We start from the raw sequence: 23055 nt of genomic DNA, 5'->3' as shown, positions 1-23055 counted from the left end.
CGAATGCTTCCTCAGGCTACGAAGGCGATGGGCGCTGCCAGCTCCTGACCGGAGGCATCCCGGCGCATGTCCACGTCAGGCAGGTCGACCGGAGAACCGGCAGCCGTGCTGGCGTGCAGGGGCCAGGCACCCACCCGGGCCAGCAGCAGGGTGTCCTGTCCCTTGAGGAAGCGCTGGGAGCGCACACCCCTGGTGCCACGGCCCTTGACCGGATACATCTCCAGTGGAGTCAGCTTGGCCGACCCGTTCTCGGTGCCGGGCAGAGCCTCAGAGTCGCCGGCCACGGTCAGGACCACGGCCCCGGCCTGGGTGCTCATGCCATCCTCGCCGGTCTCCTGGTAAGTCCAGCCGATCTCTCCGGCCGGCACGACCGCGAAGGTGGCGACCTGGCAGCCCTGGACCAGTCGGATGCCCACCATGCCGGCCGCATTGCGACCCTGGGGGCGAACCTTGTCACCGGTGAAGGTCAACAGGCTGGCATCCGAGGAGATGAGCACCATGCGGTCCCCGTCCTGGCAGGGGGCTGCGAAGACCACCTGATCCTCATTCTTCAGGTCGATGACCGTCCAGGAGTCCATGGTGGTCGGTGACTCACGGTTCCAACGCTTGACCGTGCCAAGCCGGGTGCCCAGGGCCAGGGGCCGGGTGTCGGCCATGTCGATGACGGTGACGGCGTGCTCGTCGGGCTGGGGCTCCGTGCTGGCGGTCCCGCCCAGAAGCTCGTCAGCCACGATGCCCCCGCTCAGGTTGGGGTTGGCGGTGCCGGGGATCAGCGGCAGGTCGGCCACCGGAGCGGTGATCAGCCGTCCAGCCGTGGTGACCAGGCCGTAGGTGGCCAGGGTGGTGGTGGCGAATATGGCGATGATCTGGTCGTCATGCCCCCGGTCCTGGTTGCGCGGCCGGGACCGCCAAGCGTCCAAGGCTCCTGGGGTGCTGCGTGCCAGCAGGCCGGTGGCGCTCATCATGACCGTGCAGGGCTTGTCCTCCATGTGCAGGTCGCCGCCGTCCCCGCCGCGGCTGGTTCCTCCGCTGGCCATCAGTGCGGCCTGTGGTCCGGCACCGGCCTTGCTGGGGGTTTGCTGGTCGCCGGCTGCTGCTGACTGCACGGGGGCCAGGTCGCCGGAGGGCTCCTGGTCCAGGATGACCGTGCGCCTGGGCGTACCCCACTGGGCTACCGCCTGGTCCATCTCCTGGATGACCACCCGGTCCAGCTCGGCTGAGGAACCCAGAATCCGCTCCAGTTCCTCCAGCTGCTTGTTGAGGTCGTCGCGTTCGCCCTCCAGCTCGATCCTGCTCATCTTGGTCAGCCGACGCAGCCGCAGGTCAAGAATGTACTGGGCCTGGGTCTGGTCCAGATCGAAGACCGCCATCAGTCTGGTCTTGGCCGCATCCGCATCGTCCGAGCTGCGGATGACCTGGATGACCTCGTCGATGTCGACCAGGGCCAGCAGGAGTCCCTCGACCAAGTGCAGGCGCTCCAGGGCTTTCTTACGGCGGAACTCGCTGCGCCGATGGATGACCGTACGCCGGTGCTCCACCCAGACCTCCAGCAGCTCCTTGAGCCCCATGGTTCTGGGCCGTCCGTGGACCAGGGCCACGTTATTGATGGTGAAGGAGTCCTCCAGGGGTGTGTACTTGAAGAGCTTGCCCAGGACCTTGCCCGGGTCGAATCCCGTCTTGATCTCGATGACCAGGCGGGTCCCGTTGTGCCGGTCGGTCAGGTCGATGGCGCTGGAGATGCCCTCCAGCTTGTGGTTGCGCACCCCATCCGAGATGCGTTCCAGCACCCGTTCGGGGCCCACCATGAAGGGCAGCTCGGTGACCACGATGGCCTTCTTGCGGGCGGTCACGTTCTCCAGGTGGGTGACGGACCTGGTTACGAAGGCACCCCGGCCGTGCTCGTAGGCCTTGCGGATGCCGTCCCGACCCACGATGACTCCGCCGCCGGGCAGATCCGGGCCGGGCACGTAGCGCATGAGTTCGTCCAGGCTTGCGTCCGGGTGGGCCATCAGGTACTTGGCAGCGGCCACCACCTCGCCCAGGTTGTGGGTGATCATGTTGGTGGCCATGCCCACGGCGATTCCCGAGGCCCCGTTGACCAGCAGGTTGGGAATGGCCGAGGGCAGGACCTGGGGCTCCTTGAGCTTGTTGTCGTAGTTGGGGGAGAAGTCCACCGTGTCCTGGTCGATGTCGGCGTTCATGCCCAGGGCCGCCGGAGCCAGCCTGGCCTCGGTGTAGCGGGAGGCCGCCGGGCCGTCGTCCAGGGATCCAAAGTTGCCGTGGCCGTCGACCAGGGGCAGACGCATGGCAAAGGGCTGGGCCAGCCTGACCATGGCCTCGTAGATGGATGAGTCGCCATGAGGGTGCAGCTTGCCCATGACCTCACCCACGGCTCTGGCGGACTTCATGTAGGGGCGGTCGGGGTTGAGGTTCATCTGGCCCATCTGGTAGATGATCCGCCGCTGGACCGGCTTGAGTCCGTCACGGGCGTCGGGCAGGGCCCTGGCGTAGATGACCGAGTAGGCGTATTCCAGGAAGGACTTGCTCATCTCCTCGTTCAGAGGGGTTTCGACGATATGCTCCTTGACCTGCCTGGGGTCGTACCCCGCCGCCTTGCTCCTGCGATGAGTTGCCATGCTCCAGCTCCTGCTCCTTCACGTTCCGCCTTATGATAACCGGACGGTCCGCCAAAGCCTTCACCGCAGGGATGCGGTGTCGGCCTGGGGCCTGACCGTGCTTGAATGGAAGGCATGGGTCTGGATACACCTGACATGAAGGAACTGCTGCAGCCGAGTCCGCCTATCCAATACGGGGACCGGGCGGGGGCCAACCATGTTGGCGGGGCCAGGCATCTGTCCGCCGTCCTGCCCGCCCTGAGCGCATGCCTGGGAACGCCTGTGGCCACCGACGTCCATCCGTCTGCCAAGGCCCTCCAGGAGGCCCTGGGACTGCCGGAGGCCCGGTCGGCGGTCGTCGTCCTGGTGGATGGGCTGGGATTCTGGAATCTGGTCAGCCGCCAAGGCCATGTGCCCTACCTGCGCTCGCTGCTGTCCGAGCCCATCAACCAGCGCCCCCTCTACACCAGCCTGCCCTCGACGACCGTGGCGGCCATGGGGGTCTTCGGCACCGGAACCAGCCCCGGGCTGACCGGCATGACCGGCTACACCCAGCTGAACCCGGACACCGGCCAGCTGGGTCAGATGATCCAATTCAGGGGGGCTCAGGATCCCGAGCACCTGCAACGCCGTCCCACGGTCTTCGAGACCCTCCAGGCGCAAGGGGTCCGTGTGACCTCCTCGGGCCTGCCGCGTTTTCGCGATTCAGCCCTGACCCGCGCGGCTCTGCGTGGCGGGGAGTACCTGGCCCACAACCACTCCAGTCAGCGTCTCCTGGCCACCTGCGAGGCTGCCCGCCAGCCGGGGCTGACCTATCTCTACATCCGCGATGTGGACAAGGTGGGCCACCACAGCGGCTGGGAGGGCGAGGAGTGGGTGGCCGCTCTTGAAGCCACCGATGCACAGCTGGCCGAGCTTCATCGCCGCCTGCCCGCCGGGACACTGACGGTGATCGTAGCTGATCACGGCATGGTTGAGTCCGATCCGAACCAGCGCATTGACATTGCCCAGGAACCGGAGCTGAACCGGGATGTGCGACTGGTGGGCGGCGAGCCCAGGGCGGTCATGCTCTATCTGGACCAGGGGGCGGACCCCCAGGTCGTGGCTACACGCTGGCGTGAGCATCTGGGGGAGCGGGCCTGGGTGTTGACCCGGGACCAGGCCATCAAAGAGGGAATCTTCGGCCCTGTAGACGCCCGAATTCGCCCCATGATCGGCGACCTTCTGGTGCTGGCCGGTGACCGGATCACCCTGGTGAATTCTGCAGATCAGACGGATGCCGCAACCAGGCTGCCCGGTGTGCATGGTTCATGGACCCGTCTGGAGACGCAGATTCCCTGCCTGATCGACCTGGTCTGACTACTTGCCGAAGAGGATCTCATCCCAGCTGGGCACGGCCGACCGCCCGGAGTGCTTTTTGGCCCGCTTGCTGCGGCGGCCCTCCTTGGGCTGATCCTCTTGCTCGTCCTGCACGGCATCATCGCCTGGATCCTCTTGCCGGGGCTGCTCTTGGTCCGCCTGGCCCTGCCCATGGTTCTGCACGGGCAGGACCATGGTGGATTCGTTGTCCCTGATGGGAGGGTGCTCGGCCGTGTCGGGGTCCTCGGTCAGTTCTGCACTGGGGTGGCTGGGCTCCCGCTCGGCTGTCCGCTCCTGGCTTTCCTTGGGCTTGCCATAGAGCCAGGCCGTGAGTGCCGCCTGACGTTCACCGCTCTCCTGGCCCTCCGAACCGGCGTCCTCTTCTTCGATTTGGGTAAAGGTATCCTTCTGGCTTGGAGGCCGCCTGTCGGTCTGATCGTCAATCGCTTCAGCAGGCCGATCCTGGCCATGATCGTCTGCGGAATCATCCAGCAGCATCCTTGCCGCCCCGTTCAGACAGGTCACGGTATTGTCATGCATGTTCCAGGCCCAGCGGGCGTTGAAAATCCGCTTGTCCAAGGTAAACACGCCGTTGATGTTCCAGGGTTCGTACCCTCGTCTGGTGGCCTGCCAGGACACCTGTGACAGGCTGACCCCTGCACGGGCCAGCACCTTGCCTATCAGTTCCTGGTAGTTTCGCCCACCCGACCCCTTGGGCGCCGGCATGGTCAGGAACTGCTCGATGGCGTACTTCTTTTCGGTCTCTACCGGGGCCGCGAAACGCCGTACCAGCGCTTCGTTGACAGCGTATTGCTGAGCCACCTGCTCGGGGCGGGCGCCGGCGCGCACAGCCGCCTGAATGGCCGAGACAGGCAGGGGCTTGGACTTGCCGGTCTGGGGGTCAACGTCCTCTTCCTCCTTGACCTGCTTGGCCTCAAGAATGGCGCGATCAAGCGCATCGTCGACCCTTACGGCGAAGTGCCGGTGGTCACAGACGAAGACCAGATCGCCCCTGTCGTCGACATGGTCAAAGCTGGCCACCCGGGTCCCATTCTCAGACATGCACGCCCCTATCCTCTTACGGTTCCTTTACACGGCCTTAGGTATTTCCATTGTGCCCTACGGTTGGTATTTTACGTGCTTTTGAAATCGTGTATCCTATGCGCAGTACATATCGTGTGAAATGACCGGCATACGAGGTGGCCGGCCGAACAAGGAAAGGGTACACGATGGCACAGGATTACGATACCCCGCGCGACAAGGACGAAGACGAGGAATCCCTGCAGGAGCTGGGCAAAAGCGGCCAGGATGCCGGGGCCGACCTGGACGACGACGAGAACGCCATCGCCGAGGACTACGAGCTGCCTGGCGCCGACCTGAGCAATGAGGACTCTTCGGTGACCGTCATCCCCATGCAGGGCGATGAATTCATCTGCTCCAACTGCTTCCTGGTCAAGCACCGGAGCCAGCTGGCCTACACCACCCCCGACGGCAAGCCCGTCTGCAAGGAGTGCGCCGCCTGATGGCCTACGACGAGTCCTACAACGAGCCAGAAACGGTCGAGGTCCTGTTCAAATCCTTGGATGGGGCCAAGGTGCCGGAATACGCCATGCCCGGCGATGCAGGGGCCGATCTGCGAGCCAGGGTGGCCGTGGATCTGGCCCCCTTCCAGCGGGCGCTGGTTCCCACCGGTGTCGCTCTGGCTCTGCCCAACGGGTACGTCGGCCTGGTTCACCCGCGCTCGGGACTGGCAGTCAAGATGGGGGTGACCGTGCTCAACGCGCCCGGAACCATCGATGCCGGGTACAGGGGCGAGATCAAGGTGCCGCTGATCAACTTGGATCCGCACGAGTCGGTTCATTTCGAGCCCGGGGAGCGCATTGCCCAGCTGATCATTCAGCGCTACGTACAGGCCCGTTTCGTGCCCGCGGAACGTCTGCCCGGCTCGGCGCGTTCGGATGCCGGATTCGGCTCGACGGGCCGCTGAGGCATCCTTCGGACACGGACGGCCTGAATGGGTCAGGCGCAAGTGTAGGATTGGTGCATTATATCAGGACATGGGAGGCTTGAATGGTCACTCCGGAGGGCAGCGTCTGCAGCAATGATGTCGGCGAGCAGGCCCCTTCCGGCCTGTCCTCCAGAGCCTTGGGCTGCGAGATCAGCGACGATCCGCTCAACCCCCTGATGCCCATCCGGGAGATCTGCGCCGCCCACCATCCCGGCGAGGATCTGTCCATGCTCCAGCGCGCCTATGATCGGGCTGTGGTCCAGCATGCCGACCAGAGGCGCAAGTCCGGCGAGCCCTACATCATTCATCCACTGGCTGTGGCCCAGATTCTGGCCGACCTGGGCATGGGTCCCACGGTGGTTTCGGCCGGCCTGCTGCACGACACCGTGGAGGACACCGACTACACCCTGGAGCAATGCCGGAATGAGTTCGGCGACACGGTGGCCGGCCTGGTGGATGGGGTCACCAAAATATCCAAGATGGACTACGGCGATTCGGCCCAGGCCGAGACCATCCGCAAGATGATCGTGGCTATGAGCCGGGATGTCCGCGTCCTGGTGGTCAAGCTGGCCGATCGGGTCCACAACGCTCGCACCTGGCGTTACGTCAAGGCTTCATCGGCCCAGCGCAAGGCCCGTGAGACCCTGGATGTCTATGCGCCCCTTGCCAACCGTCTGGGCATGAACGCCATCAAGACCGAGCTGGAGGAGCTCAGCTTCAAGACCCTCTATCCCAAGATCTACAACGAGATCGTGGTCCTGGTCTCCCGCAGGGCGGGCCAGCGGGAGGTCTACCTGAAGCAGATCCTGGACGAGATCCACGAGGATCTGGATGCCCAGGGCATCAAGGCTCAGGTGACCGGACGGCCCAAGGATTACTTCAGCATCTACCAGAAGATGATTGTGCGAGGGCACGATTTCGCCAATATCTACGATCTGGTCGGGGTGCGCATCATCGTGGACACCATCCGCGACTGCTATGCGGCCCTGGGTGCTGTGCATGCCCGCTGGAGTCCTGTGCCTGGGCGGTTCAAGGACTACATCGCCATGCCCAAGACCAACCGCTACCAGTCCCTGCACACCACAGTGGTGGGCCCGGGTGGCAAGCCGGTGGAGATCCAGATCCGCACCTGGCAGATGCACCGTCGCGCCGAGTTCGGCATCGCCGCCCACTGGAAGTACAAGGAGAACGGGTCCGCCGGCCGCGAGCTCTCCCAGCCGGACAAGTCCGATGTCAAGCGTGAGCGCCAGGAGGGGGAGCTGAGCCAGGAGGACAACCTGACCTGGATCCAGCAGCTGGCCGACTGGACCAGCGAGACCCCCGACTCCAACGAGTTCCTGGGCTCCCTCAAGGACGATCTGGGCTCGGCCGAGGTCTATGTGTTCACCCCCAAGGGCAAGATCATCTCCCTGCCGGCCGACTCCACACCCGTGGACTTCGCCTATGCCGTCCACACCGAGGTGGGACACAGAACCATGGGCGCCAGGGTCAACGGTCGTCTGGTCCCCCTGGACACCAAGCTGCGCAACGGTGATACGGTGGAGATTCTGACCAGCAAGTCGGACACCGATGGGCCCTCGCGCGACTGGCTCAGTTTCGCCAAGAGCCCCCGTGCCCGCAGCAAGATCCGTCAGTGGTTCAGCAAGGAGCGCCGTTCGGAGACCATCGAGGAGGGCAAGGACGAGCTCATCCGCGCCATGCGCAAGCGGAACCTGCCCGTGGCCACCCTGCTCACCCCCGAAGCCATGGTGGGGGCCGCCGACGAGCTCAACTATCCCAATGAGAAGGCGGTCTACGCCGCCATTGGCGACGGACAGGTCTCCACCCAGAACGTGATTTCGCGTCTGGTCCATGACGCCGGCCGGTCGGCCCTTGAGGACGAGGTGGAGCAGGAGGCCATTCCCCTGCAGCGGGTCACCAAGTCCAGCCGGCCGGAGACCTCCCAGGGGATCTCGGTCAAGGGTGTGGACGATGTCTGGGTCAAGCTGGCCCGTTGCTGCACCCCGGTGCCGGGAGACCCCATCACCGGGTTCATCACCCGCAACCAGGGCGTTTCGGTTCATCGGTCCGACTGTCAGAACCTCCTGGACCTGCGCAAGAAGCAACCCGAACGGATCATCGAGGTCTCATGGACAGGCAAGCAGGGCACCTTCATGGTACAGATCCAGGTGGAGGCCCTGGACCGGCCCCACCTGCTCTCTGACATCACCCAGGTGCTGTCCGACCACGGCGTCAACATCCTGTCTGGCAGCCAGTCCACTGGCCGTGACCGGGTGGCGGTCAGCCAGTTCGTCTTCGAAATGGGCGACCCCCAGCATCTGAACACCCTCTTGTCTGCCGTCAGGAAGATCGACGGGGTCTTCGATGCCTACCGTCTGACCGGAGCCAAGGGTTCGGCCAGCCCCCATATGCGGGCCATCTGACCTTCCCTCTCAACCACTACCATGTACGCTTTTCCTCTACACTCTTGCGACGGCATGGTCACTTGCTTTCGGTCCTGAACTGAAAGACGTTTATCAACGGTGGTTACGGAAGGGCCCCCGGTGGTCGATGACCAGACTGGGGGCCCTGAAGCAGTCAGATGCGATCAGCGCACGGCGTTCATCCACTGCTCCTTGGTGGCCTTTTCGGCCTCAAGCTCCTGCTTCTTTGCCGGATCCTGCTCGGCGGCGATCCGACGATCCAGGTCCTCAAGCTGGGCGGCCAGCTGCTGCTCGAAGCTGGAGACGCGGGCATCGGCCTCGGGATCCGACTGGTTCCAGGCCGCATCCTCCACGGCCTTGATCTGCCGATCTACGGCATCCATCCTGCCCTCGATCCGGCGCACGTCGTCACGGGGGACAAAGCCGATGCCGTCCCATTCCTCCTGGATCTTGGCCAGCTCCTGCCGGGCCTGCTTGGCGGCCTTGGCATCCTTGACGGGCAGCAGAGCCTCGGCCTTGGCCACCAGGGCTTCTTTCTTGGTCAGGTTCTCGCGCTCGTTGACCGAGGTCTTATCCCGGTCTGCCTGACGGGCGTTGAAGAAGACATCCGCGGCCTGACGGAACCGGGCCCAGAGGGCATCGTCATCCTGACGTCCTGCCCGTCCGGCCTGCTTCCAACGGTCCATAAGTTCGTTGAACTGGTGGGAGGTGGGTCCCCAGTCGGTGGAGTCCTTGATCTGGTCGGCCTCGGCGATGATCTCCTCCTTGATCCGCTTGGTCTCTGACCGTTGGGCATCACGCTGCTGGGCCCACTTGCGCCGGGCCTGGTTGAAGGTGGTGCGGGCGGAGGAGAAGCGCTTCCAGAGCGCGTCCGCGTCGGCCTTGTCGATGCGGATGGTGGTGCGCTGGTGGTGCTGCCACTGCTCGAAGAGGGAACGGAACTTGTCCGCTGTGGAACGCCAGTTGGTGGAGTCGCCCAAGGAGGCAGCCAGTTCTTCGGCCTTCTCCACGATGGCGGTCCGCTCCTTGATGGCCTTGGCCATGGCATCCTTGCGTGCCTGCGCCAGCTCGGCCTTGCGTGCCTGCCCCTGTTCGGCCAACTTGTCCAACTGCGTGCGGAGGGCTGCGAGGTCGCCGACGGCCTCGGGCTGGCTGGTCTCCTCCTTGAGCGAGGTTATGGACTCGTCAATCTCGTGGGCCTTGATTTTAGGGCTGCGCAGCCTGGAGGCGAAGAGATTCAGCTTCTCCTTGAGGTCCAGGTAGCGGCGCGCGTAGAGGTTCAGGGCCTCCTTGGCATCAGCGTTGGGGAACTGGCCCACCTGACGCTCCTGGTCGCCCTCGCGGACGAAGACATTGCCCTGCTCGTCCACCCGGCCGAAGGCTTCGGCCTTGTCGATCTCCTCCTGGCTGTAGGTGGGAGCGGCCGGAGCGGCCTTGACATGAGGGGCCTTGTGGGCTAAAGCCGCAGGGGAGGGGACTGCCTTGGGCTTTGCCGGCTTAGGCTCGGCCGGTACCGATGCGCTCTGGGTCTGTCCGGCTTCGGGTGTCGTGGCAGCGGCGACCTGGCCCGCCGCATCCGCGGTGTGCTCCTCCTGCGGTGTCGAGGTGTTCTCGGGTGTGATGGCGGTGTTGTCGGCCATGGCCAGCTCCTTAGGCTTGTGTGTTGGAGAGATCGCAAAATATGGCAGTACCATTTTCCTTGACCTCCTATAGTATAGGTTCTTATGGCAAAAGGCACATCTCTATCCGGTTTCCCTGAATGGCTTCCTTCACAACGAGTGGTGGAGCAGCGCATTATCGACACGCTCCGCAAGGTCTTCGAGTTGAACGGCTACATCGGCATTGAGACCCGGGCCGTAGAAGAGGGCTCCAGCCTGCTCAAGAAGGGGGAGACCAGCAAGGAGATCTACCTGCTCTCCCGGCTGCAGGATCTGGGCCAGGAAAAGGATGTGCCGGTGGAGCGTCGGCTGGGCCTGCATTTTGACCTGACCGTGCCGCTGAGCCGCTACGTGGTGGAACACAGCAACGACTTGACCTTCCCCTTCAAGCGCTGGCAGATTCAGAAGGTCTGGCGGGGGGAGCGCCCCCAGGAGGGACGGTTCAGAGAGTTCGTCCAGGCTGATATTGATGTGATCGGCAACGGGGAGCTGCCCGACCACTACGAGGTCGAGGTGCCCCTGGTCATGCTGAGCGCCCTGGAGGAGCTGCGGGCCTTCGGACTGCCCAAGCCCACCGTGCATGCCAACAACCGCAAGCTTTCCGAGGGATTCTACCGGGGTCTGGGCCTGGAGGATGTCGAGGGCGTGCTGCGCGAGATCGACAAGCTGGACAAGATCGGCCCTGACGAGGTGGCCAGCCTGCTGGTCAGTGAGTGCGGTGCCAACCAGGACCAGGCCAGGGCCTGCTTGGATCTGGCCGAGCTGACTGCCGACGATGGCGAGCAGCTGCGCCAGCGGTTCGACGCCCTGGTCGACAAGGTTGGCATCGACAAGCAGTCTTCTTCATACGCCTTGGCCATTGAGGGGCTGGAGACGCTGGCCATGATCATCGACGAGGCCGCACGCATCCGGCCGGGCTCGGTCATCGCCGATCTGAAGATCGCCCGCGGCTTGGACTACTACACCGGCTCTGTTTATGAGACTTTCCTTGAGGGGGCGCAGTCCCTGGGATCCATCTGCTCCGGCGGCCGTTATGACAACCTGGCCAGCCAGGGCAATCGCACCTACCCGGGTGTGGGGCTGTCCATCGGGCTTTCGCGCCTGCTCTCCTACCTGTTGGCCCAGGGGGTTCAGGCCTCTCGGGTCTCCCCGGCGGCGGTCATGGTCGCTGTTTGGGACGAGGAGGATCGCACCGTCAGCAACCACATCGCCCAGGACCTACGTGCCAGGGGGATCGCCGCTGACGTGGCACCCACCGCAGCCAAGATCGGCAAGCAGATCCGCTATGCCGACCACCTGGGCATCCCCTATGTCTGGTTCCCCGCCAAGGAGGGCCAGCAGGAGGGCGACCAGGTCAAGAACATCATTACCGGCGAACAGATTCCGGCTGACCTGGTGTCGTGGACGCCGGATAGCCTGTATGCCCGGCAGAGTGTGGAATACCAGGCCTGACGCAGGGGCAGGCCGAGCATTATGGAGGTACAGGAAAGCATGGGCCAGTCGGCTTACAGAACCAGCTACGCCACGGATGTCACTGAAGATATGGTCGGTCGCCAGGTCACGGTGGCCGGGTGGGTGGATCGCCGCCGGGATCACGGAGGCGTGGCCTTCATCGACCTGCGTGACCGCTCCGGTCTGGTGCAGATCGTCATCTATGACGAGGAAGAGGCCCGGCCCCTGCGCAGCGAGTACGTGATCCAGGTCACCGGCAAGGTTCGCGAACGTCCCGAGGGCAATGACAACGAGCACCTGTCCACCGGGCACATCGAGATCGTGGCCGACAAGATCGAGGTACTGGCCAAGTCTGCCGCCCTGCCCTTCCAGGTGTCCACAGCCCTGGAGAACGAGGCCGAGAACAAGCTGCCCGGCGAGGATGTGCGGCTGCGCTACCGTTATCTGGACCTGCGCCGCCCCTCCATGCAGCGCAACATCCGCCTGAGGGCCGCCATGAATCGTGCCGCCCGTGCCGCCTTGGACAAGATGGACTTCTGTGAGATCGAGACACCGACCCTGATCAAGTCCACGCCCGAGGGTGCCCGCGACTTCCTGGTGCCGGCCCGTCTGGTGCCCGGATCCTGGTATGCCCTGCCGCAGTCCCCCCAGCTACTCAAGCAGCTGCTGATGGTGGGTGGCTTCGAGCGTTACTACCAGATCGCCCGCTGCTACCGCGACGAGGACTTCCGCGCCGACAGGCAGCCCGAGTTCACCCAGCTGGACATCGAGATGAGCTTCGCCTCCCAGGAGGATGTTATGGCCATGGCCGAGCAGGTCATTGCCGAGGTCTGGAAGGCTGCAGGATTCGAGGTCACCCTGCCCATTCCCAGGATCAGCTGGCAGGAGGCCATGGACAAGTACGGCTCCGACAAGCCCGACCTGCGCTTCGGCAACCCCATCGTCGAACTGACCGACTACTTCAAGGACACCCCCTTCCGGGTCTTCCAGGCCCCCTACGTGGGCGCCGTGGTCTACCAGGGTGCGGCCAACCTGCCCCGCAGGCAGTTCGATGCCTGGCAGGAATGGGCCCGCCAGCGGGGTGCCAAGGGTCTTGCTTACGTCCAGTTCACCGGCGAGGGCACCCTCAAGGGACCCGTGGCCAAGAACCTGTCTGATGCCGAGCGTCAGGGCCTCAAGGAGGCTGTGGGTGCTTCGGATGGCGATGCCGTCTTCTTCGCAGCCGGTCCCCGCGAGGCCTCGCAGACCCTGCTGGGTGCGGCCCGTGTGGAGATCGCCCGCCGCCAGGGACTGCTCAAGCCCGACGAATTCGCTCTGACCTGGGTGGTGGACTTCCCGCTCTTCAAGCCTACCGACGACCCCGATGACGACGATGTGGCCGTGGGCCATTCCAAGTGGACCTCCATGCACCACCCCTTCACCATGCCCTCGGCCGACTGGATCGACCGATTCGACAAGGATCCCGAGCACGCCATGAGCGACTCCTACGACATCGTCTGCAACGGTGAGGAGATGGGTGGCGGCTCGGTGCGTATCCACCGCGACGACATCCAGGACCGAATCTTCAAGGTGCTGGGTATCGGCCCCGAGGAGGCCCAGGAGAAGTTCGGCTTCCTGCTGGATGCCTTCAAGTACGGTGCTCCGCCCCACGCGGGTATCGCCTTCGGCTGGGACAGGACCGCCCAGATCCTGACGGGAGCCGACTCCATCCGCGATGTCATCGCCTTCCCCAAGTCCGGTGGCGGCCAGGATCCCATGACCGGTGCCCCTGCACCCATTTCCGACCAGCAACGCGCCGAGACCGGCGTGGACTGGGAGCCGGATCAGGAGGATGCCGACTGAGCGCACTTGGTCACTGATCGACGAGAGACTATAAGGGCTGGAATCCTGCGGGAGACCGGCCCTTATTGTTTCTGCCCCTCTATGCATTGGCGGGTCAATCGGTCGCGCTTGGCCAAGGGCTCCGCTGTTCATGAGAACCGTTTCTATGGCCGTTCTGCAACAAAGGATGAGTAAACTGCCCAATATGAGCGAAACAACCAAACAGCCGTCGGAGCGGATTCTGCCGGAGAAACCGGCCTCGGATCGCCCCGTCAAGGACAAGTCCGGGCCGCTGGTCGAGCTGGCCCACGTCGAGAAGCATTTTGGCAGCCTGCACGTCCTCAAGGACATTAACCTGCAGGTCGACACCGGCGAGGTGCTAGTGGTGGTCGGGCCTTCAGGTTCCGGCAAGTCCACCATGTGCCGGACCATCAATCGTCTGGAGTCCATCGACTCCGGTGTCATCAGGATCGAGGGGGAGCCCCTGCCCCAGGAGGGACGCGACCTGGCTCGGCTCAGGGCCGAGGTGGGCATGGTCTTCCAGTCCTTCAACCTCTTCGCCAACAAGACCATCCTGGAGAACATGACCCTGGCGCCCATCAAGGTGCGCCACATGCCCAAGAAGGATGCCGAGGACCTGGCCATGGACCTCCTGGCCCGGGTGGGCGTGGAATCCCAGGCCTCCAAGATGCCCTCCCAGCTCTCCGGCGGCCAGCAGCAGCGTGTGGCCATCGCCCGCGCCCTGGCCATGCAGCCCAAGATCATGCTCTTCGACGAGCCCACATCAGCGCTGGACCCGGAGATGGTCAACGAGGTGCTGGATGTCATGATCCAACTGGCCCAGGAGGGCATGACCATGATCTGCGTGACCCATGAGATGGGCTTTGCCCGTCAGGCGGCCGACCATATCGTCTTCATGGCCGACGGACGAATCCTGGAAAAGGACGACCCCGACGACTTCTTCGACCACCCCAAGACCCAGCGGGCCGCCGACTTCCTGTCCAAGATTCTGACCCACTGAAGCAGGAGGGAAGCGTATCCGCATGAATGCAAGCATGCATGGCATGGGCCGGCCGTTGAAACGGCTGGCCAGGAATCTGACCGCAATCCTGTGCGCACTGGGTTGCCTGGTCTCTCTGGCGGCTTGCGGCTCCGACAAGGAGGCAGGCAAGATCCGGGTGGGCATCAAGTTCGACCAGCCTGGTCTGGGCTTCAAGAAGGCCGGGACCTATGTGGGCTTCGACGTGGACGTGGCCACCTACATCGCCGACAAGCTGGGGTACAGCGCCGACGACATCGTCTGGAAGGAGGCCCCCTCCAAGCAGCGGGAGGCCATGCTCCAGAACGGCGACGTGGACATGATCCTGGCCTCCTACTCCATAACGGATGAACGCAAGCGGGCGGTCTCCTTCGCCGGACCATACATCGTGGCCGGCCAGGACCTGCTGGTGCGCAAGGAGGACCATCAGATCCGCGGCCCCGAGGACCTCAACGGCAAGCGTCTGTGCTCGGTGACCGGATCCACCTCGGCCGTCACTGTCAAGAAAAAGTTTGCTCAGGAGGTCCAGCTGATGGAGCAGCCCGGCTATGCCGAATGCGCCACGGCCCTCTTCTCCGGCATCGTCGATGCGGTCACCACTGACGACATCATCCTGGCCGGGCTGGCCTCCGCCTCCCGTGGAAGGCTGCGGTTGGTGGGCAAACCCTTCACCCAGGAGTACTACGGCGTAGGCATCAAGAAGGGTAATACCAAGCTGGCCCACAAGATCAACGCGGCCCTGGCCGACATGGAGGCCAACGGCTCCTGGCAGCGGGCGCTGGAGAACAACACCCGGGGCACCCACTACAAACCCGACCCACGCTACAACCCGCCCAAGCCAACGGAAGGAGAGTGAGATGTCAACCATCATCGAACTGTTTTCCGACTACGACATCCCGGCAGCCTTCTGGGTCAACATTCAATTGACCCTCTGGTCGGCCCTCTTCTCGCTGATTCTGGGCATCATCCTGGTGATCATGCGCATCTCGCCCATCTCCTCCCTGAGGGCCGTCGGTCGAGGGTATGTGGAGTTCTTCCAGAACATGCCTCTGACCATCATCATGGTCTTCATGGTTCTGGGGGCCTTCGCTCAGTTGAAGATCAGCTTCTCGCCGGAATTCTCCGTCAACTTCTTCTGGCTGGCGGTGACGGGCCTGTCCCTGTATACGGCGGCCTTCGTCTGCGAATCCCTGCGCTCGGGCATCAACACGGTGCCCCTGGGTCAGGCCGAGGCGGCCCGTGCCCTGGGGCTGAGTTTCTTCCAGTCGGCCTCGCAGATCATTCTGCCCCAGGCCTTCCGCGGGTCGGTGGCGCCCCTGGGCAACACCTTCATCGCCCTGCTGAAGAACTCCACCGTGGCTGCAGCCGCTTCCGTGGCTTCCGAGAGCTCCTCCCTGATGAGCGAGATGATCGAGTTCCACGCCAACGCCATTGTGGCCATCTTCCTGATTTTCGCCCTGGGATATGTGATTCTGGTTCTGCCCATCGGAGCCTTGACCACGTACCTGTCCAACAAGCTGGCAGTGAGGAGGTGAGCGGCCATGGCACAGGACAATGAGAGCTCGCTGCTCTTCGATCAACCCGGTCCCAAGGGCCGGCGCACCATACGAATCGCCAACTGGATAGCCGCCGTCATCTTCGCCATCGTGGTCATCCTGGTGTTGATGAGGCTGCACAACCCTCCGGACGGTGAGAACCAGCTGAGCTGGGAGCTCTGGCGCCCGGCCCTGGACTACGAAGCCTGGTCGGACTTCTACCTGCCCGGGCTCTGGCTGACCATCAAGGCCTCGGTTGTTGCCGTGATAGGCTCGGTCATCTTCGGATTCGTCTTCGGCATCGGCCGTCTGCTGCCCAACGGGCTGGTAAGGGCAGTCTCAGGTGTCATAGTGGAGTTCTGCAGGGCCGTCCCGGTGCTGATGATGATGATCTTCTTCTGGCGCTGGTTCGCCTTTGCCGGAATCAGCCAGGCCTCCTACTGGGCCGTCGTGCTGGGCCTGATCCTCTACAACGGCTCCGTGGTGGCTGAACTGATTCGTTCTGGCGTGGGCAACCTGCCCAATGGCCAGCGCGAGGCCTCTCTGGCCCTGGGGTTGACCAGGACCCAGTCCCTGATGCAGATTGAGGTTCCCCAGGCCGTCTATGCCATGTTGCCGGCGGCCGTGACCCAGCTGGTCGTGGTCCTCAAGGATACGGCTCTGGGCTCCATCATCATGTACACGGATCTGCTGCAGGAGTCCCGTCGCCTGGGCTCCATGTACTTCAACATCCTGCAGACCCTGGTGGTGGCCTCGGTGGTCTACTTCTTCGTCTGCTTCCTGCTGTCCCACTTCGCCCGCTGGCTGCCCAAGAAGATGCAGGAGCGCACCGCCGCCCCCGCCGACTTCGTGGAACCGGCCGCGCCTGTGGCCATCATGGATCCCTCCAATGTCAACCAGATAGCCGTGGCCAAGGAGGTGGATGAGGACCGGTACGGCGGCGCGCCGCTGCAGTACCATGCCCACCACCGTGGATCAAACGCCTCCATCCAGCACTGGAGGAAGACCCGCTACATCCAGGGCTATGACAGGACCCAGCCCGACACGCTGGTCGATCCGCACAAGGCGAGCCTGGAGATTCCGGACTTCCTCAAGCCTGGACGCGGCAGCCGCTCCGACGACGATCAGAAGGACGAGGGCAAGAATCAAGAGGGCAGAGACAAGGACTGACTAGTCTTCAGCTCCCATGATCCGAAGCCAGTCTCCGGCCGGACTTGTGTGCCTGGCCGGATAGACTGGTGGACATGGTCCAAGAACATGCTGATTCCTCAACCGCCCCAACCGGCCAGCCTCCATCCCTAGGTGACCTGGTTCCCGAGGCGGGAGGCCCTCGCAACCTGACCGAGGATCAGATCTACGACCGCTTTTTCTCCTGGGTGGCTTCCCGGGGCATCACCCCCTGGCCGCATCAGGAGGAGGCTGTGCTTTCCCTGGTTTCAGGTGACCATGTGATTCTGTCGACCCCGACCGGCTCGGGCAAGTCCATGGTGGCCCTGGCCATGCATTTCATCGCCCTATGCACAGGACGGCGCTCCTACTACACGGCCCCCATCAAGGCCCTGGTCTCAGAGAAATTCTTCGACCTGGTTTCGGTTCTGGGTCGCGACCGGGTGGGTATGATCACCGGCGACACCCACATCAACACGGATGCCCCGGTCATCTGCTGCACGGCCGAGATCCTGGCCAACCAGGCCTTGAGGGAGGGCAGGCATGCCGATATCGGGTGCGTGGCCATGGATGAGTTCCACTATTACGGGGACCCGGACCGAGGCTGGGCCTGGCAGGTGCCCCTGCTGACCCTGCCAGATGTGCAGTTCCTGCTCATGTCGGCCACCCTTGGCGACGTGGATCAGATTGCCCAGGACCTGGAGCGCAAAACCGGTGTGGGTGTGGACATCGTGGCCGATGCCCCCCGGCCGGTGCCACTGGATTACCGTTACGTGGACACCCCCCTGCCTAGCACCGTGGAGTCCCTGCTGGCCGATGGGGATTCGCCGGTCTACATCGTTCATTTCTCCCAGGATGCCGCCCTGGAGACGGCTCAGGCCCTGTCCAGCACGGGGGTCTCCGACCGGGACCAGCGCGACCGGATCAAGGAGGCCATGGCTGGCACCCGCTTCACCACGGCCTTCGGCAGGATTCTGCAGCGGCTGCTGCGCACCGGGGTCGGGGTCCATCATGCGGGCATGCTGCCACGATACCGGCGCCTGGTTGAGCAGTTGGCCCAGGATGGCCTTCTGCCGGTCATCTGCGGCACAGATACCCTGGGGGTGGGCATCAACGTGCCCATTCATACGGTCCTGCTGACCGGACTGACCAAGTTCGACGGCTACAAGATGCGTCGTCTGCGGGCCCGGGAATTCCACCAGATCGCCGGTAGGGCCGGGCGCATGGGCTTCGACACCAGCGGACTGGTCGTGGCCGAGGCACCTGAATACGAGATAGAGAACGCCAGGGCCGTGGCCAAGGCGGGCAACGATCCCAAGAAGCTCAAGCGGATCAAACGCAAGAAGCCTCAGGAGGGGTTCGTCACCTGGGGCAAGGGAACCTTCGACAAGCTGATTGAGGCCCGTCCTGAGACCCTGACGCCGCACCTGAAGATCACCCACGCCATGGTCCTCAACGAGGTTGATCAGGGCGGGGATGCCAGGAGGCGGGTGGAGGACCTGATCGAGGACTCCCGTCAGACCCCGCAGCAGAAGGAGCACCTGCAGGACCGGGCTGACGAAATCTTCCAGACCTTGACCGACACCGGAGTCATCGAAACTGAACGGAACCCGGACGGCGGCCTGGACTACTTCACGACCGTGGATCTGCCCGAGGACTTCGCCCTGGACCAGCCCCTTTCGCCCTTCCTGCTGGCCGCCCTGGAACTGCTGGATCCCGAGGATGCTGACTATGACATGAATCTGCTCTCCATGGTCGAGGCCACACTGGAGGATCCTCGGCAGATACTCAAGGCCCAGCAGCGGCAGGCCCGCGACGTGGCCATCCAGCAGATGAAGGAGGATGGCCTGGAGTATGAGGAACGGATGGAGCGCCTGCAGGAGGTGACTTGGCCCAAGCCCCTGGAGGAGCTGCTGGGGGAGGCCTTCGACCGCTACCGCCGGGACGTTCCCTGGGCCAACGACTATGAGATCCATCCCAAATCCGTGCTGCGGGACATGATCGAGACGGCCTCGGACTTCAACGGCTACATCGCCCGCTACGGAATATCCCGGTCGGAGGGGACCCTGCTGCGATACCTGTCCGATGCCTATCGGGCTTTGAGCAGGACGGTTCCCGAAGAGTTCATGGATGAGCGGCTGGAGGATATCCTGGCCTGGCTGGGACTGATCGTGCGCTCGGTGGACTCCAGCCTGGTGGATGAGTGGGAGGCCGCAGGCAGGGCTGAAAATGGCGAAGTCCCGAGTGGGCTAGATGCCGCCCCGCCCAAGGTGGAAAACCAGGTGGTGACGGACCGGCGGGGGCTGACCCTGCTGGTGCGCAACGCCATGTTCCAGCGGGTGGAGCTGGTGGCCGCCGACCGGCCGGAGGCCCTGGCCGACCTGGATGCAGACTGGGGCTACGGCCTGCGGGCCTGGAGCGACGCGCTGGACGACCTCTACGAGGACCATGAGCAGATCCTGACCGATGCCCAGGCCCGGTCCTCGGACTTCTTCAGCCTGGATGACCGGGACGAGCGTCAGGGCCACACCTGGCGGGTCCAGCAGATCTTCGACGATGTCGAGGGCGAACGCGACTGGGGCATCGCCGGCATCGTGGATCTGGATGCCACTCAGGAGAGCGGTCAGGTGGTCTTCAAGGAATACCGAGTGGGTCCCATCGAGGAGTTGATGGAGCTCTAGGCCGGGGTCTTTTACAGGACCTTGGAGAGGAAGGACTGCAGCCGAGGGCTCTGCGGGTGGCCGAAGATCTGCTCGGGCGTGCCCTCCTCCTCAATGATCCCGGCATCGGTGAAGATCACCCTGGAGGAGACCTCCCGGGCGAAGGCCATCTCGTGGGTGACCAGGATCATGGTCATGCCACCCTCGGCCAGGGAGCGGATGACTTGGAGCACGTCGCCCACCATCTCCGGATCCAGGGCCGAAGTGGCCTCATCGAAGAGCATGATGTCCGGGTGCATGGCCAGTGCCCGGGCGATGGCGACACGCTGCTGCTGACCGCCGGACAGGTCCGTGGGTCGTGCGTCCGCCTTCTCCTGCAGACCTACGGTCTCCAGCAGGTCCAGGGCCTGCTGCCGGGCGTCCTCCTTAGGCGTCTTGTGCAGCATGTGCGGGGCCAGCATGATGTTGTCGGCCACGCTCATGTTGGGGAAGAGGTTGAAGTGCTGGAAGACCATGCCCACGTGCTCGCGCAGCTTGTCGATGTTGGTCTTTGGATCGGAAATGTCGATTCCATAGACGCTGATGGTGCCCGAGGTCGGCGTCTCCAGGGCGTTGATGCAGCGCAACAGGGTGGACTTGCCCGCGCCCGAGGGGCCGATGATGGAGATGACCTCGCCCGGTTTGACCTCCATGTCGATCCCCTTGAGGACCTCGGTGTCGCCGTAGCGCTTGTGCAGGTCGCGGATGGATACGGCCATCTGGGACTTTCCCTGGCTGAGGTGACTTTGGTTCTGACGGATGCGACGTGTCAGTCGTCCGGTGTCCATGTCCGGGTCCTCGAAGTTCATCGATGCAGCCTCCTATCGAGCATATTGGCCATCCAGGTCAGGGCGCTGATGGCGACGAAGTAGATGACGCCCACCATGAAGAGGGTCTCGGTCACGCGGAAGTTGGCCGCGTAGATCTGCTGGGCCTGGTAGAGCAGTTCGCCGAAGCCGATGGCCAGCAGCAGGGAGGAATCCTTGAGCATGATGACCAGCTGGTTGATGATGGAGGGAGTGGCGATTCTGACGGCCTGGGGCAGGATGACCCGGCGCAGGGCCATGCGACGGGTCAGGCCCAGGCTGCGTGCCCCCTCCATCTGCCCGACGTCCACCGAGTCGATGGCCCCGCGCACGATCTCGACCAGGTAGGCTCCGGAGTTCAGGGACAGGGTCAGCGCGCCGGCCAGCCAGATGCTGATGCGGTGGCCGATCAGCTGGGGAACGCCCAGGTAGAAGAAGAAGGCCCAGACCAGGACGGGTGTGCCCCTGAAGACCGCCACGTAGATCCGGGCAATCCAGGACAGGATACGGTTGGGGCTGATCCGCCACAGTCCCAGGATGATGCCGATGGCCAGGGCGATGACGAAGGATATGGCCGTGATGGCCAGGGTGTTGCGCAGGCCCAGCATCAGGGAGGGGAAGGCCTGACGGACCAGCTCGAAGAATCCTGGCCGGGAGGCGGAGTCATTCTTGCCGGAATGGCTGCTGCCCACATAGGAGTCGACCAGTTTCTTATAGCTGCCGTCAGCCTTCATCTTGGCCAGACCCTCGTTGAAGGCGGCCACAAATTCCTTGTTCTCGCCCTTGCGGACGGCCGCCCCGTAGGAGGCGCCGGGCTCCTTCTTGGTCACGGTCTTCAGCCCGTTGCCCTGGGCGATGCCGTAGGCCAGGACCGGGTAGTCGTCAATGACCGCCTGGGCGTTGCCGGACTTGACCATCTCGTACATGGTGGAGGACTGGTCCACCGCCTTGACGCTAAAGCCGTACTGGGCCGCCCGCTGCTTGGCGAAAGCCTCGCCCTCGCTGCCGGTCTTGACGGCCACCACGCTGCCTCGCAGATCCTTGTAGCTGTGGATCTGCTCGTTATCCTTGGCAATGGCCATTTGCACGCCGGAGTCGAAATAGGGGTCGGTGAAGTCGTAGACCTGCTTGCGCTGGTCGGTGATGGTCATGCCGGCTATGACCACATCGGCCTGCTGGGAGTTCAAGGCCTGCAGGGCGGCGTTGAATCCCAGGGATTGGATCTGCACCGAGAAGCCCTCGATGTCGGCGATCTTGCGGATCAGATCCATGTCGATGCCGACCAACTTGCCGGAGGAGTCGCGGAACTCGAAGGGGGCAAAGGTGGTGTCGGTGGCGACGCGGAAGGTGCGTCCGTGGACCGCCTGTGCGGCGGGTGAGTCCTGGGCCGCCTGCGCCGGGGTGGCCAGGGGGGCGACGATCAGGGCTGAGAGCCCCAGGATCAGGGCAAGCAGGCCCATGGCCCACCTGCCCGGACCGGATGTCCATCCCTGGCGAACATGCTTGGCGATCACTGGCGATTCTCCTTATTGTTCCGACCTGTGCCGGTCCCGGTTTTTTCATGGGCCTTCCTGAAGATATTCAGGCGGATGACCAGTAAACTGTACACACACCGGGTTTCCGGAGCCCAACTACGCGCTGGGCGATACGGCTATATGGGTTCCCAGTCTAGCGCGTTCGTCCTGCTGTTTGCGGCAGACGCAGGCCTATGCTGGTGAGGTCGGGGAGCCATAGGGGCCCCGAGGAATGAGGTAGTGCAGATGGTTGATGATCTCTTCCAGGCAGCGGATCCCCCCGAGGAGCACACCCTGCCTCTGGCGGTCAGGATGCGACCCAGGAGCCTGGACGAGGTGGTCGGCCAGGATAAGGTCACGGCTCCGGGAACCCCCTTGGAACGGCTGGCCCGGTCGGATCCGAACAACCGTCTGACGGCTCCCAGCTCGGTCATTCTTTTCGGCCCTCCTGGAGTGGGCAAGACCACCCTGGCCTACATTGTGGCTCGACAGTCCGGGCGGCATTTCGAGGAGCTTTCGGCCGTCACCTCGGGTGTCAAGGAGGTGCGGCAGGTTCTCGCCCAGGCTCGGGAGCGGCTGGTCAGCCAGGGTCAGGAGACGGTCCTTTTCATCGATGAGGTCCACCGCTTTTCCAAGTCCCAGCAGGATGCCCTGCTGCCCAGCGTAGAGAACCGGGATGTGACCTTTATCGCAGCCACCACGGAGAATCCAAGCTTTTCAGTCATTGCGCCATTGCTTTCGCGTTCGGTGGTGGTCAAGCTGGAGGCCTTGGACGACCAGGACCTGGCCAAGCTGATCCGCCGGGCTGTCAAGGACCAGCGAGGGCTCAAGGATCAGGTACGGCTGGATCCAGCGGCTTTAGACCAGATAGTGCGTTTTTCGGGGGGCGACGCCCGCCGGGCCCTGACCATTTTGGAGGCTGCAGCCGGGGCCGTCACCGAGGACGGGCCTCGTGCCAA

Annotated in this window: 17 protein-coding genes; 12 read left to right on the top strand and 5 right to left on the bottom strand. The window is 63.9% G+C overall.

All coding sequences use genetic code 11. The features are described 5' to 3' along the window. Positions 1-11 precede the first annotated feature (11 nt). The gene (locus tag P273_RS0107460; protein ID WP_024627830.1) at positions 12-2636 is read right to left on the bottom strand and encodes a DNA topoisomerase (ATP-hydrolyzing) subunit A; all 2625 of its coding nucleotides are present in this window, start codon (positions 2634-2636) and stop codon (positions 12-14) included. Positions 2637-2750: 114 nt separating this feature from the next. Here P273_RS0107460 and P273_RS0107455 point away from each other — a divergent pair, with 114 nt between their 5' ends. Beyond that, positions 2751-3974 carry an alkaline phosphatase family protein gene (locus P273_RS0107455; protein ID WP_024627829.1) on the top strand — a complete coding sequence of 408 codons (1224 nt, stop codon included), beginning with the start codon at positions 2751-2753 and terminating at the stop codon, positions 3972-3974. On the opposite strand, the gene sepH is transcribed toward P273_RS0107455, so the two are convergent. Continuing rightward, positions 3975-5036 (bottom strand): septation protein SepH, encoded by a 1062-nt coding sequence (gene sepH, locus P273_RS0107450; protein WP_024627828.1) that lies wholly within the window; start codon positions 5034-5036, stop codon positions 3975-3977. 167 nt (positions 5037-5203) lie between these two features. Here sepH and P273_RS0107445 point away from each other — a divergent pair, with 167 nt between their 5' ends. From P273_RS0107445 to P273_RS0107435, 3 genes are all read left to right on the top strand, one after another. After that, positions 5204-5497, top strand: a complete 294-nt coding sequence (locus tag P273_RS0107445) for a DUF4193 domain-containing protein (RefSeq protein WP_024627827.1) — start codon at positions 5204-5206, stop codon at positions 5495-5497. Then, positions 5497-5961, top strand: a complete 465-nt coding sequence (gene dut, locus P273_RS0107440) for a dUTP diphosphatase (protein WP_024627826.1) — start codon at positions 5497-5499, stop codon at positions 5959-5961. Before P273_RS0107445 ends, dut begins: the two co-directional genes overlap by 1 nt. Before the next feature lie 83 nt (positions 5962-6044). Further along, entirely contained in the window at positions 6045-8405 is a 2361-nt protein-coding gene (locus P273_RS0107435; RefSeq protein WP_024627825.1) for a bifunctional (p)ppGpp synthetase/guanosine-3',5'-bis(diphosphate) 3'-pyrophosphohydrolase, read from the top strand. 164 nt (positions 8406-8569) lie between these two features. On the opposite strand, the gene P273_RS0107430 is transcribed toward P273_RS0107435, so the two are convergent. After that, positions 8570-10045 (bottom strand): DUF349 domain-containing protein, encoded by a 1476-nt coding sequence (locus P273_RS0107430; RefSeq protein ID WP_024627824.1) that lies wholly within the window; start codon positions 10043-10045, stop codon positions 8570-8572. Between the two features lie 84 nt (positions 10046-10129). On the opposite strand from P273_RS0107430, the gene hisS reads away from it, so the two are divergent. The 7 genes from hisS (at position 10130) to P273_RS0107395 (ending at position 19758) form a co-directional block, all read left to right on the top strand. Then, positions 10130-11515, top strand: coding sequence for a histidine--tRNA ligase (hisS, locus tag P273_RS0107425; RefSeq protein ID WP_024627823.1), 1386 nt, complete (start codon positions 10130-10132; stop codon positions 11513-11515). A gap of 39 nt (positions 11516-11554) precedes the next feature. Then, positions 11555-13357, top strand: coding sequence for an aspartate--tRNA ligase (aspS, locus tag P273_RS0107420; protein WP_024627822.1), 1803 nt, complete (start codon positions 11555-11557; stop codon positions 13355-13357). Between the two features lie 184 nt (positions 13358-13541). Beyond that, complete coding sequence (locus tag P273_RS0107415; RefSeq protein ID WP_301280166.1) at positions 13542-14357, top strand: amino acid ABC transporter ATP-binding protein; 816 nt, start codon at positions 13542-13544, stop codon at positions 14355-14357. 43 nt (positions 14358-14400) lie between these two features. After that, positions 14401-15231, top strand: coding sequence for a glutamate ABC transporter substrate-binding protein (locus P273_RS0107410; protein ID WP_029676295.1), 831 nt, complete (start codon positions 14401-14403; stop codon positions 15229-15231). Position 15232: 1 nt separating this feature from the next. Then, on the top strand, positions 15233-15910 hold the full coding sequence (locus P273_RS0107405; RefSeq protein ID WP_024627819.1) for an amino acid ABC transporter permease: 678 nt from the start codon (positions 15233-15235) through the stop codon (positions 15908-15910). 6 nt (positions 15911-15916) lie between these two features. Next, the gene (locus P273_RS0107400) at positions 15917-17080 is read left to right on the top strand and encodes an amino acid ABC transporter permease (RefSeq protein ID WP_024627818.1); all 1164 of its coding nucleotides are present in this window, start codon (positions 15917-15919) and stop codon (positions 17078-17080) included. 74 nt (positions 17081-17154) lie between these two features. Then, on the top strand, positions 17155-19758 hold the full coding sequence (locus P273_RS0107395) for an RNA helicase (RefSeq protein WP_024627817.1): 2604 nt from the start codon (positions 17155-17157) through the stop codon (positions 19756-19758). Positions 19759-19769: 11 nt separating this feature from the next. On the opposite strand, the gene P273_RS0107390 is transcribed toward P273_RS0107395, so the two are convergent. Further along, positions 19770-20495, bottom strand: a complete 726-nt coding sequence (locus P273_RS0107390) for an amino acid ABC transporter ATP-binding protein (protein WP_029676294.1) — start codon at positions 20493-20495, stop codon at positions 19770-19772. 86 nt (positions 20496-20581) lie between these two features. Continuing rightward, a complete protein-coding gene (locus P273_RS0107385; RefSeq protein ID WP_024627815.1) occupies positions 20582-22096 on the bottom strand; it encodes an amino acid ABC transporter substrate-binding protein/permease in 1515 nt (504 codons plus the stop codon). Between the two features lie 246 nt (positions 22097-22342). Between P273_RS0107385 and P273_RS0107380 the strand changes: the two genes are divergently transcribed. Further along, a partial coding sequence (locus tag P273_RS0107380) for an AAA family ATPase (protein ID WP_024627814.1) occupies positions 22343-23055 on the top strand: 713 nt, incomplete at its 3' end.

The organism is Bifidobacterium sp. A11 (genome assembly GCF_000499185.1).
Lineage (GTDB): Bacteria > Actinomycetota > Actinomycetes > Actinomycetales > Bifidobacteriaceae > Bombiscardovia > Bombiscardovia mizhiensis.
This window is presented reverse-complemented; position numbering and strand designations above follow the sequence as displayed.